Below are 11,273 nucleotides of genomic sequence, written 5' to 3'. Positions count from 1 at the left end.
CATGAAGAGACAAAATGAAAGATAGTGAAAGTCGTGCATTTGTTACGTTTTATTCAGATAACAATATTTCTCCTGTATCGCAGGACATTGCTAATTTAGAGAAGCATTTTCAAAGAAGAGAGTCATTATTTAGAAGTATAGGTATTTTGCCTGGCTTTGTTTATCAAACCAATATTATTGAGTTTGGTCCTGGCTCTGGACATAATGCTGTATATACTGCTTCTCTAAAACCCAGCAAATATTACTTAGTGGATGGAAATACAGTCGGTTTAGAGCAGACAGAAAAAATCTTGACAGAAGCCAAGTGTCAAAATTTTAAAGTGATAAAATCCTTGTTTGAAGATTATAATTCACCAGAAAAATTTGATATTGTTTGGGCTGAAGGATGTCTGCCCCATCAATCTCATCCAACTTTAACACTCAAGCATTTATCGAAATTTACAAAATTATCTGGTATTTTTGTTTGTACTACTATTAACTCAATATCTTACTTATCCGAAACCATCAGGCGCTTACTGTTTAATATATTACTCCCTAACGGCAATGCCTCCCTAAATGATGCACTAAATATCCTCCGACCACGCCTTTCTTCCCACTTACTTAACCTTAAAGGGATGAGTCGCCTCGCAGATGATTGGATCGTAGATAATATTATTCAACCTTTACAAGATAGAAAACTTCTCAGTGTACCAGAAGTTATTACAGCACTTTCTAGCAGTTTCGATGTTTATGCTTCATCCCCTCGGTTTATTACTGACTGGCGATGGTACAAAGAAATTGTGGGTCGGGATAGAGGCTTCAATGACAATGCTCTCGCTTGCTACTACAAAAATAATCTTAACCTGATTGACTATCGTTATGTTTTTGATGCTCATTCCACAAGCTTTGGTAAAGATTTAGAAATAACCTGTTCTAACAGTTGGGAATTAATGACCCAAATTCAACAGGGAGATAGCAGCAAGTGGCAGGCTATGTTTGACCTTCTTACAGAAATTGCGTCAATAGTTGAGCCGATTACTCCCAACACTGCCTTAGCTATTGTTGAGGCCTCGGACTGGCTACAGGACGGTGCGCCTTTGGAACGAGAGCTACAACATTTTCCCCAGTGGTGGGGTCGAGGTCAGCAGTACCTAAGTCTCATCCGCAAGCCTGGTTAATTTATGAAGCCCTTAAGCAAACAGCTCTATGAAATACGCTCTGGTGGCTGGCCTGTCGTCCGAAGAAAGCTAAAAAGCTTATTTTCTCTACTTTCCAGATATTCCCCGAAAACCTTACTCCTGCTAATCCTCCAAGCTCCTTGGGCTGTCCCCGGAGTTCTTATCATCCGTTGCATTAGTCCTTGGCGCACTATTCGCTTAGGGACTCTCCGCAGCGAACGAATTGGTCATTTTGCCGCCGATGCAGGTCAGCAGTGGGCAATGCGACAGCAGCAATCTCAGCAGTATCTAGATTTGTACTGGATACAGGAGCCGACTTGCAACGAATTTTGGGCAAAGATGGTAAAACGCAACTTTCAGGTCTATGCCTGGGTTCGTCCCCTAGACATCTGGAATCGCATACTTCCTGGGGGATCGCTTCACTACCGCCCAACCAGCACAACCGCCTCCCGGGATATTCACGGTTGCCTAGAAAAAACTCAAGCTAAACTGCCATTTTTACCTGAAGAAGATGACCAAGCTAAAGCTTGGTTACGTCGTCAAGGATGGCAAGATGGAGAACCTTTTGTCTGCCTCTTGGTTCGAGACAGCGCCTATTTGGATGAAAATCATCTACACAAAGGGTTTGATTGGAACTATCACAACTACCGCGACTCAGATATTGCCACGTATGTCCCTGCCGCCGAGTGGTTAGCCTCGCAAGGAGTGTGGGTATTTCGCATGGGTCAAATTATGGCGAAACCTATACTCAGTAGTCATCCCCGCATCATTGACTATGCTTTTCACTCTGAAAAAAGTGATTTCTTAGATATTTGGTTGTTTGCTCACTGCGATTTATGTATTTCCACAGGAAGCGGACCAGATATGGTCAGTGATGTTTATCGTCGTCCCCTTTTGTTCCTAAACTATACTCCATTAAGAAACCTTTTTTCCTGGAGCAATGCCATGCACTTACCTAAAAAACTCGTGTGGCAAGCATCGGGCATCCCATTGACTTGGCGAGAACACCTCGATCGCAGCTACGGCATGACAGATGACTATGCTAAAGTTGGCATCAGGATTATCGATCTGACATCTGAAGAGATTCTGTTAGCTGTGCAAGAGCGGTGGCAGCGGATTCAGGGAACTTGGGTAGATACTCCAACAGATATTGAGCAACACGATCGCTTTTGGAACATTCTTCAATCTCATCCCGACTACAATCAATATCATGGTTGGATTCATCCTGAATCTAGAGTTGGTACAACTTGGCTTCGTGCTATGGGAGATAGTTTTTTACAATAAAACAGCCATAACACCAGATTATTCTTGTTTATCCCCTTAATGATTAAGAACCCAAAACTTTTAAGCCGTACTGTTTTTGTATCCGGGAATTTTAACGTACTCCATCCTGGACATTTAAGATTATTGCGCTTTGCTAAAGAATGTGGCGATCGCCTAATTGTAGCAGTACAGAGCGATCGCATTGCTGCCAATGGGGCCCATATCCCCGAACAACTACGCCTCGAAGGAGTCAAAACCAACAGTTGGGTTGACCAAGCCTTTATTATTGATGAACCCGTCACAGAAGTTATCGATCGATTACGCCCAGATATCGTCGTCAAAGGGAAAGAACATGAAATCCGCTTTAATCCTGAGCTGACTATCTTAGAACAATATGGGGGACGACTACTATTTAGCTCTGGAGAAACAACTTTTTCTTCCGTAGACTTGCTGCGAAAAGAGTTTACCGAAACTAACTTACAATCAATCCTCATCCCCTACGACTTTTTAGATCGCCATAGTATTACTCAATCCAAATTGGCAAACTTGGTGCAGCAGTTTTCTTTCCTCAAAGTCTGCGTTGTTGGCGACCTAATTATTGACGAGTACATTACCTGCCAACCTTTGGGAATGTCCCAGGAAGATCCCACTATTGTCGTTACCCCAATAGACTCCACTCGCTTTGTCGGTGGGGCGGGTATAGTAGCGGCTCATGCTGCTGGTCTGGGAGCCGAAGTCCAGTTTTTCTCCGTTACTGGGGTCGATGCTGCTCAAGAATTTGCCAGAGAGGTTTTGGATGCCGCTCGGGTCAAGACTAACCTTTTGATTGATGAAAGTCGCCCCACTACCCTAAAACAGCGGTATCGCAGCAAAGGCAAAACTCTCCTGCGGGTCAGCCACTTGCACCAGAGGGCTATTGACGCCAAATTGCAAACTCAACTGTTAGATCGCTTGGCAGCGGCACTTGCCACGGCAGACCTGCTGGTTTTTTCCGATTTCAACTATGGTTGTTTGCCCCAACCCGTGGTCGATCGGATTGCGGCGTTGGCCAAAGAACAAGGGGTAATGATGGCGGCTGATAGCCAATGTTCCTCTCAGGTCGGTGATATTAGTCGCTTTCAAGGAATGGATTTGATTACCCCTACCGAACGGGAGGCTCGCATTAGCACCCGAAACCACGAAGATGGCCTAGTAGTATTAGCGGAGCAATTGCGACAACAGGCAAAAACTCAAAACATTCTGCTAAAGTTGGGGGAAGAAGGATTACTGATTCATGCTGACAATGACATAGACCAGACCTGGCTGACCGATCGCGTCAAAACCCTTAATTCCAACCCGAAAGATGTCGCAGGTGCTGGGGATTCTTTGCTCATCTCTAGCGCCCTTACCCTAGCCAGTGGCGGTTCCATCTGGGAAGCGGCAGTTATCGGCTCTTTAGCCGCCGCAATTCAGGTAGGGCGAGTCGGCAACACTCCCGTTCAGCGAGATGAATTGATGCAGGAGTTAACCTAATGAAGGCCATATTACTAGCAGGGGGCTACGGCACCCGACTCCGGCCATTAACAAATACCATTCCCAAATGCTTAGTGCCTATCAAAAGTAAGCCCTTACTGGAGATTTGGCTGGAACGACTTACCGAGGCTGGAATTGGTCCGCTACTGATCAATACTCACTATTTAGCTGACCAGGTTAATGACTTTATTGATCGGAGTCCTTACCAAGACCAAGTTACTTTGGTTCATGAGCCAGCCCTCCTAGGGACAGCAGGGACGCTCATGGCTAATCTAGATTTTTTTCAAGGGGAAGACGGGTTAATTATCCATGCCGACAACTACTGTTTAGCTGACTTCACCTCTTTTGTCGCAGCTCACCGCCAACGTCCTCCAGAATGTCTCTTAACCCTGATGACCTTTCGCACTGACACTCCTTCTACCTGTGGCATTGTGGAACTCAATTCTCAGAATATTGTTGTTGGCTTTCACGAAAAAGTTGCTAACCCTCCTGGTAACTTAGCCAGTGGAGCAATTTGTATTTTATCTAATAAATTTTTGGAATGGATAAAAGATAATAAAGAAAATTTTTACGACTTTAGTAAAGAAGTTTTACCCTTGTTTGTGAATAAAGTTTATGCTTGGGAAACAAAGAATATATTTATCGATATAGGATCGAGAGAAGCCTATCAAAAAGCCAATGCTATTCCTATTTAACATTGAATTATGTTTAATTTACCAATCAGACTGAAGAATGCTAATTCACTACCTCTGCGAATGGTTCGGCAAGTTGACAAACACAGTAATTATAATCCCCCATTATCGTGCTATTGGCAGTGCCTTTGAAGAAATATATTTTGGCTTATTAAAAGCTAAAAGAGAAAATAAAAAGCTAGCTATTCTTTTACCTTATCAAATACCTTGGCCTCTGAGCCTAACTATTTTATCTAAGAATCTATTTGAGTTAGAATCAGAAATTATTGCATTTCCACAATCGTCTATTAAAGCACAGTTAGGAGGATTGGCTATAACGGCTTATTTCGGTCTGCTTCGTGCTTTTAATCTCCCGCGTCTGGTGGCATTCAAAATTGTTTATAAACTTGGCTTGATTGAAAGTTTTGCTTTTTTAAAAAATGTTCATCAATTTGGCGAACCAATGGCTGGATACCATATTCTATGGCAGCCCAAAATAAATAGCGAATTTTCCGAAGATATAGTTAAAGATTATAATTGGCCAGAGCAGATAAGGAATTCTCCAACAGTAAAGCTATCGGATGAAAGAAAAAAGCTAGCTGAAGAACAAAGAATTTTGCTAGGTCTTCCGAAAGATGCTCGTTTTTTCTGTTTGCACGTTAGAGAATCTGGATACTGGCAAGATCCTGAAGAATTCGCGGGTAGTGATAAATATGTAGTGATGTTCAAATTAAGTTAATTTAAATAAAAGCTAATGTATCAAGTTTTTTCTAATATTTTTATCCATAAACAATCAGGTAAATTTATAAAATTCATTAGTTTTACTAATTGCTTAAGTGATATAAATGACAAAATTTAAGCGATAATTAAGGGAGAATAAAGTGAAAAATATAAGAATTTATCAGGATTATTACAAAATGAACTATTCTTGCCCAACCTGTTTGTCAAATAAAATCATAAAAAATGGCAGCACTCATCATAAAAAACAAAAATATTTATGTAAAGAATGTGGAAGACAGTTTGTAGAATTACCTCAAAAAAAATATATTTCATCTGAATTTAAAACATTAATTGATCGCCTGTTATTAGAAAAAATACCTTTGGCGGGTATTGCTCGTGCTTTGGATGTTTCTTACACTTGGTTACAAAATTATGTAAATAAAAAATATGAAGAAACTCCCCGTGAAATAAAGGTTTCAGAGAAACAAAAAGGAAAATCAACTATTCAATGTGATGAGTTATGGTCATTTGTAGGTAAGAAAGAAAATAAAATTTGGAGTTGGCTTGCTTTGGATGTAAAAACTCGTGAAATTGTTGGTGTTTTTCTTGGCGATCGAAGTAAAAAAAGTGCCGAAAAACTGTGGGATTCATTGCCTCCTGTGTATAGACAATGTGCAGTGTGTTATACAGATTTTTGGGAGTCTTATACAGGAGTTATTGCTACTAAACGTCACAAGGCTGTGGACAAAAAAAGTAGATTGACCAGTCATATAGAAAGATTTAATAATACATTAAGACAAAGAGTTTCTCGGCTAGTCAGAAAAACATTATCTTTTTCAAAAAAGCTAGAAAATCATATAGGAGCTGTTTGGTACTTTATTCATTATTACAACAGTTTAAAATCCGTAAAAAATTAATATCACTACATATTTATCACTACCATTGGCTGATGTTGAGGGGATTATTACTCCAGAGTTGGCTGATGGTCATGTGTTTCACCAGTACACCATTCGGGTTTTGCATGGGAAACGGGATAAGGTGAAGGAATATTTGGGCCGGCAAGGAATTGGATCGATGGTTTATTATCCAGTGCCGCAAGATCGGTTACCTGTTTATAAAGGGCAGTATCCTTCGACTCCAGTGAGCGATTTGCTAGGGACTGAGGTGCTGAGTTTGCCCATTTGGCCGGAAATATATTTAGCAGATATTCAAAAAGTAGTACAATTTCTTCAACAGAAGTAGCAAATGTTTAACGACAAATCTATCCTAATTACAGGCGGAACAGGCTCATTTGGTAAGCACTGTGTCTCTACTTTATTGGCCAACTATCAGCCGAAAAAAATTATTGTCTATTCACGGGATGAGTTAAAGCAGTATGAAATGGCTCAAGCTTTCCCCCAAGACTGTATGCGCTTTTTTATCGGGGATGTGCGCGATCGCGATCGCCTTACACTCGCGATGCGAAATGTAGATTATGTCATTCATGCGGCTGCCTTAAAGCACGTTCCTATCGCTGAATATAATCCGATGGAATGTATTAAAACGAATATTAATGGGGCCAGTAATGTAATTGATGCAGCGATGGCTTGTGGGGTAGAAAAAGTCATTGCCCTTTCCACCGATAAAGCCGCGAATCCCATTAACCTTTATGGGGCAACTAAGTTAGCATCGGATAAATTATTTGTTGCGGCGAATAACTTAGTAGGAAAACTCAAAACTCGCTTTGCGGTAGTGCGCTATGGCAATGTGGTTGGATCTAGGGGTTCGGTTGTACCATTTTTTCAGAAGTTGGTGCGGGAAAGAGCAACGGAAATCCCGATTACCGATCCCCGCATGACTCGATTTTGGATTACCCTGCCACAGGGGGTAGATTTTGTGATTAAGAATTTTGAGCGAATGCAGGGGGGAGAAATCTTTGTGCCGAAAATTCCATCAATGAAGATTACGGATTTAGCAAAAGCCCTAGCCCCAGGAATTCCCACTAAAGTCATCGGCATTCGGCCAGGAGAAAAACTCCATGAGGTGATGTGTCCCAAGGATGACTATCATTTAACTTTAGAGTTTTCTGACCATTATGTGATTACTCCGACTATCCAATTTAGCAGCAAGGTAGATTTTCAATCGAATGGGTTAGGAGAAAAAGGAGTGCCTGTACCAGAAGAATTTGAATACAGTTCCGATAAAAATACAGAATGGCTATCTCCTCAACAGCTTCTTGAGATGCTTAAACAATAATGAGTGATTTTATTCCCTATGGACGGCAAAATATCAATCAGCAAGATATTGATGCTGTAATTGAAGTGCTGCGATCGGATTGGCTCACCCAAGGCCCAACTATCGAAAGATTTGAGCAGTCTGTAGCAGACTATTGCGGGGTCAAGTATGCTGTAGCTGTTTCCAGTGCCACTGCTGCCTTACATATTGCTTGTTTAGCGGTGGGATTAGGAACAGGGGATATCCTGTGGACTTCTCCAAATACCTTTGTGGCTTCAGCAAATTGTGGATTGTATTGTGGTGCAGAAGTCGATTTTGTGGACATTGACCCGCATACTTACAATCTAAGCGTGGCAGCCCTAGAACAGAAACTCATTCAGAGTCAGCGGGAAGGAAAACTGCCGAAGGTAGTTGTCCCCGTTCATCTGGCTGGTCAGTCTTGCGAAATGGAAAAGATTGGGGCTTTGTCCCGAAAATATGGTTTTGCGGTTTTAGAGGATGCTTCCCATGCGATCGGTGCGAAATACCAAGGTAAGTCTGTAGGAAATTGTCAGTTTTCGGATATGGCTGTGTTTAGCTTTCATCCTGTGAAAATTATCACCACAGGGGAAGGGGGGATGGTGGTGACGAATCGATCGGACTTGTATGAAAAGCTGATTCGCTTGCGGACTCACGGGATTACTCGCAATCCTGAGTTAATGCAGGGTGAGTCTCATGGATTGTGGTATTATCAGCAGCTAGAGTTGGGATTTAACTACCGGATGACAGACATTCAATCGGCTTTGGGTGCGAGTCAAATGCAGCGTTTGGATGAGTTTGTGTCCCGTCGCCGTATTTTAGCCGATCGCTATAATCAGATGTTGGCGAATTTACCTGTAACTTTACCGTGGCAACATCCTGATACTGAGTCTAGCTGGCATCTTTATGTGATTCGGCTACAACTGGATAAAATTATTAAAACTCATCGCCAAGTGTTTGAGGAATTACGGCAGGCTGCGATCGGGGTCAATTTGCACTATATTCCTGTTCATACTCAACCGTATTATCAAAAACTGGGTTTTAAATGGGGAGATTTTCCCCAAGTGGAACAATATTATCAAGAAGCGATTAGTCTTCCTTTGTACTACGACTTAACAGAAGAAAACCAAAACCATGTTGTAGCTGTTTTGAGAGAAATTATTAAATGAAAACTGTGATTATTACTCAAGCAAGAATGACTTCTACCCGTTTACCAGGAAAGGTACTGAAGCGGGTATTGGGTAAACCATTGCTTGAATATCAACTGGAAAGACTACGACGAGTAAAACTAGCCGATGAAATAGTCATCGCTACGACAACCAATCAAACTGACGATCCTATTGTTGATTTATGCGATCGTCTCTCAGTCGCTTACTTTCGCGGTTCTGAAGAAGATGTTTTAGAGAGATATTATCAAGCTGCTACAGCACATCAAGCAGATGTAGTGGTTCGCGTGACTTCTGATTGTCCTTTAATTGACCCGCAAGTGATTGATACGGCGATCGATTATTATCTACAAAATCAACCAACCTATGATTACGTCTCAAACTGCATAAAAAGAACCTATCCGCGTGGGATGGATACTGAAGTGTTTTCTTCTTCAGTATTGGAACAAGCCTTTCTAGAAGCCACAGCACAACCAGACCGCGAGCACGTAACTCCTTTTCTTTATCGACAACCAGAACGATATTGTTTGGGTTATGTGACTTACTCTGAAGATTGTAGTCACCATCGATGGACAGTAGATACTCCTGAAGATTTTGAACTGATTCAGAAAATCATCGAGGCAGTTTATCCCGATCGACCTAAGTTTACATTAGAAGATTGCTTAAAGTTACTGCAACAACACCCAAAGTGGTATTTAATTAATAGTCAGATAGCCCAGAAAAATTATGGTGAATAAATCAATGGAATCAAACAATCAGGATTGGCTGACAGAACAGGAAAAATTTTGGAGTCAAGATTTTGGAGATGAATATACTCATCGCAATCAAGGTGATAGTTTACTTTCGGGTAATTTATCTCTGTTTGCTAAAATTTTAGCTCGGACTCAAAAGGTAAAATCTTTGATTGAGTTTGGGGCTAATAGAGGAATCAACCTAGAAGCGATCGAACAGCTTGTGCCAGACATCAAGTTATCTGCCATTGAAATCAATAATGTAGCAGTCGAAGAACTTCGGAAAAGTAGTGATATAGAAATATATCATCAATCTATTTTAGATTTTACCCCCCACCGTTCTTGGGAATTTGTCTTAATTAAAGGTGTATTGATTCATATCAACCCGAATTACCTAGATGAAGTGTACGATCGCCTATATCAAAGTAGCCACCGTTATATTTGTTTGGTTGAGTATTATAATCCTACTCCCGTTGAAGTCACTTATAGAGGTCATCAAGGAAAATTATTTAAGCGGGATTTTGCCGGTGAAATGTTAGATAAGTATAAAAATTTGCAACTGGTAGATTATGGGTTCGTCTATCATCGAGATTGCCATTTTCCTTCAGACGATTTAACTTGGTTCTTACTGGAAAAAACTTTATAAAGGATATAGATACTGAAATGATTCGATATTGTAATCGCTGCGTAATGCCAGAAACCAAGCCCGATTTGTTCATTGATGCAGAGGGAGTTTGTAGTGCCTGCCGTTATATAGAAAAGCGGCAAGCGGTTGATTGGAAATCTCGAAAGCAAGAGTTATTAGAGGTACTGGGGCGCTATAAATCAAAAAATGGCAGTAACTATGACTGTATTGTTCCAGTTAGTGGTGGCAAGGATAGCCATTTTCAAGTAATCAGAATGCTAGAACTGGGCATGAATCCTCTGTGTATCACTTCTACAACCGATAAATTATCAGATATTGGACGGCGCAATATTGAAAATTTGAAAAATTTGGGGGTTGACTATCTTGAGGTGACAGTTAACCCAGTGGTACGGCACAAAATAAACAAACTAGCCTTAACTCAAATTGGCGATATTTCTTGGCCAGAGCACGTCGTTATTTTTACTATTCCTGTACGGGTTGCCGTACAACTTAATATTCCTTTAATTATTTGGGGAGAAAATTCTCAGCATGAATATGGCGGACCAGCTAGTGCAGCAGAAAATAATACGCTGACCAGAAGATGGTTGGAAGAGTTTGGCGGATTGTTGGGACTGCGGGTTTCGGATCTGATTGGTCAGGAAGGGATTGAACGTAAACATCTGATTCAATATAGTTACGCTTCTGATGAAGAGTTGCAAAGAGTGGGAGTAACTGGTTTGTTTTTAGGTTACTACTTGCCTTGGGATGGCTATCAAAATGCTTTGTATGCACAAGCTCATGGTTTTCAAACCTATCACAAGCCAGTAGAAGGTTCTTTAGTAAACTATGAAAACCTTGATAATTATCAAACAGGAATTCACGATTATTTCAAGTTTTTAAAGTATGGTTTTGGGCGAGCCACTGATTTGGCTTGCTTGCATATTAGAAGAGGACGATTATCTAGAGAGGATGCGATTAAGTTAGTAAAAATGCACGATGGCAAGTTTCCTTGGGTGTATCTTGGTTGTCCGATCGAGGAAATCTTGAAAGACATCGATCTGACCTTGGAGGAATTTATCCAAACTTGCGATCGCTTCACCAACAAGAAGTTATTTCTGTGTGATTCTCGCGGAAATCTCGTCAAAGATAAGGACGGAAATTTGACTAAGATTAACTACGATAACTTGGATTAGGTA

Annotated in this window: 12 protein-coding genes; all 12 read left to right on the top strand. The window is 41.0% G+C overall.

Annotation, left to right across the window (positions count from 1 at the left end; genetic code table 11):
- The first annotated feature begins 14 nt into the window (after positions 1-14).
- A complete protein-coding gene (locus AC0QH1_RS13520; RefSeq protein ID WP_324631678.1) occupies positions 15-1,157 on the top strand; it encodes a class I SAM-dependent methyltransferase in 1,143 nt (380 codons plus the stop codon).
- Positions 1,158-1,160: 3 nt separating this feature from the next.
- Positions 1,161-2,441 carry a TIGR04372 family glycosyltransferase gene (locus tag AC0QH1_RS13515; protein ID WP_324631677.1) on the top strand — a complete coding sequence of 427 codons (1,281 nt, stop codon included), beginning with the start codon at positions 1,161-1,163 and terminating at the stop codon, positions 2,439-2,441.
- A 39-nt stretch (positions 2,442-2,480) separates the two neighbouring features.
- Positions 2,481-3,932, top strand: coding sequence for a PfkB family carbohydrate kinase (locus AC0QH1_RS13510; RefSeq protein WP_324631676.1), 1,452 nt, complete (start codon positions 2,481-2,483; stop codon positions 3,930-3,932).
- Positions 3,932-4,627 (top strand): nucleotidyltransferase family protein, encoded by a 696-nt coding sequence (locus tag AC0QH1_RS13505; RefSeq protein WP_324631675.1) that lies wholly within the window; start codon positions 3,932-3,934, stop codon positions 4,625-4,627. Before AC0QH1_RS13510 ends, AC0QH1_RS13505 begins: the two co-directional genes overlap by 1 nt.
- Before the next feature lie 37 nt (positions 4,628-4,664).
- Positions 4,665-5,342 (top strand): hypothetical protein, encoded by a 678-nt coding sequence (locus AC0QH1_RS13500; RefSeq protein ID WP_324631674.1) that lies wholly within the window; start codon positions 4,665-4,667, stop codon positions 5,340-5,342.
- A gap of 178 nt (positions 5,343-5,520) precedes the next feature.
- Positions 5,521-6,240 (top strand): IS1 family transposase, encoded by a 720-nt coding sequence (locus AC0QH1_RS13495; protein ID WP_324631682.1) that lies wholly within the window; start codon positions 5,521-5,523, stop codon positions 6,238-6,240.
- Entirely contained in the window at positions 6,236-6,565 is a 330-nt protein-coding gene (locus AC0QH1_RS13490; protein ID WP_324631680.1) for a DegT/DnrJ/EryC1/StrS family aminotransferase, read from the top strand. Before AC0QH1_RS13495 ends, AC0QH1_RS13490 begins: the two co-directional genes overlap by 5 nt.
- 3 nt (positions 6,566-6,568) lie before the next feature.
- The gene (gene pseB / locus AC0QH1_RS13485; RefSeq protein WP_324631673.1) at positions 6,569-7,558 is read left to right on the top strand and encodes a UDP-N-acetylglucosamine 4,6-dehydratase (inverting); all 990 of its coding nucleotides are present in this window, start codon (positions 6,569-6,571) and stop codon (positions 7,556-7,558) included.
- Entirely contained in the window at positions 7,558-8,724 is a 1,167-nt protein-coding gene (gene pseC, locus AC0QH1_RS13480; RefSeq protein ID WP_324631672.1) for a UDP-4-amino-4,6-dideoxy-N-acetyl-beta-L-altrosamine transaminase, read from the top strand. The genes pseB and pseC overlap by 1 nt, the downstream gene beginning before the upstream one ends.
- Positions 8,721-9,458, top strand: coding sequence for a glycosyltransferase family protein (locus tag AC0QH1_RS13475; RefSeq protein WP_324631671.1), 738 nt, complete (start codon positions 8,721-8,723; stop codon positions 9,456-9,458). The genes pseC and AC0QH1_RS13475 overlap by 4 nt, the downstream gene beginning before the upstream one ends.
- 4 nt (positions 9,459-9,462) lie before the next feature.
- The gene (locus AC0QH1_RS13470; protein ID WP_324631670.1) at positions 9,463-10,098 is read left to right on the top strand and encodes a pseudaminic acid biosynthesis-associated methylase; all 636 of its coding nucleotides are present in this window, start codon (positions 9,463-9,465) and stop codon (positions 10,096-10,098) included.
- Between the two features lie 17 nt (positions 10,099-10,115).
- Complete coding sequence (locus AC0QH1_RS13465) at positions 10,116-11,270, top strand: N-acetyl sugar amidotransferase (RefSeq protein WP_324631679.1); 1,155 nt, start codon at positions 10,116-10,118, stop codon at positions 11,268-11,270.
- Positions 11,271-11,273 lie beyond the last annotated feature (3 nt).

The organism is Phormidium sp. CCY1219, from assembly GCF_055795085.1.
Note: the sequence above shows the minus strand (reverse complement) of the source record. Positions and strands in the feature narration are given on the sequence as shown.

Excerpts from the sequence above, each read along its gene's own strand:
- AC0QH1_RS13520 (WP_324631678.1), top strand. The coding sequence starts at position 15 with ATGAAAGATAGTGAAAGTCGTGCATTTGTTACGTTTTATTCAGATAAC.
- AC0QH1_RS13515 (WP_324631677.1), top strand. The coding sequence starts at position 1,161 with ATGAAGCCCTTAAGCAAACAGCTCTATGAAATACGCTCTGGTGGCTGG.
- AC0QH1_RS13510 (WP_324631676.1), top strand. The coding sequence starts at position 2,481 with ATGATTAAGAACCCAAAACTTTTAAGCCGTACTGTTTTTGTATCCGGG.
- AC0QH1_RS13505 (WP_324631675.1), top strand. The coding sequence starts at position 3,932 with ATGAAGGCCATATTACTAGCAGGGGGCTACGGCACCCGACTCCGGCCA.
- AC0QH1_RS13500 (WP_324631674.1), top strand. The coding sequence starts at position 4,665 with ATGCTAATTCACTACCTCTGCGAATGGTTCGGCAAGTTGACAAACACA.
- AC0QH1_RS13495 (WP_324631682.1), top strand. The coding sequence starts at position 5,521 with ATGAACTATTCTTGCCCAACCTGTTTGTCAAATAAAATCATAAAAAAT.
- pseB (WP_324631673.1), top strand. The coding sequence starts at position 6,569 with ATGTTTAACGACAAATCTATCCTAATTACAGGCGGAACAGGCTCATTT.
- pseC (WP_324631672.1), top strand. The coding sequence starts at position 7,558 with ATGAGTGATTTTATTCCCTATGGACGGCAAAATATCAATCAGCAAGAT.
- AC0QH1_RS13475 (WP_324631671.1), top strand. The coding sequence starts at position 8,721 with ATGAAAACTGTGATTATTACTCAAGCAAGAATGACTTCTACCCGTTTA.
- AC0QH1_RS13470 (WP_324631670.1), top strand. The coding sequence starts at position 9,463 with ATGGAATCAAACAATCAGGATTGGCTGACAGAACAGGAAAAATTTTGG.
- AC0QH1_RS13465 (WP_324631679.1), top strand. The coding sequence starts at position 10,116 with ATGATTCGATATTGTAATCGCTGCGTAATGCCAGAAACCAAGCCCGAT.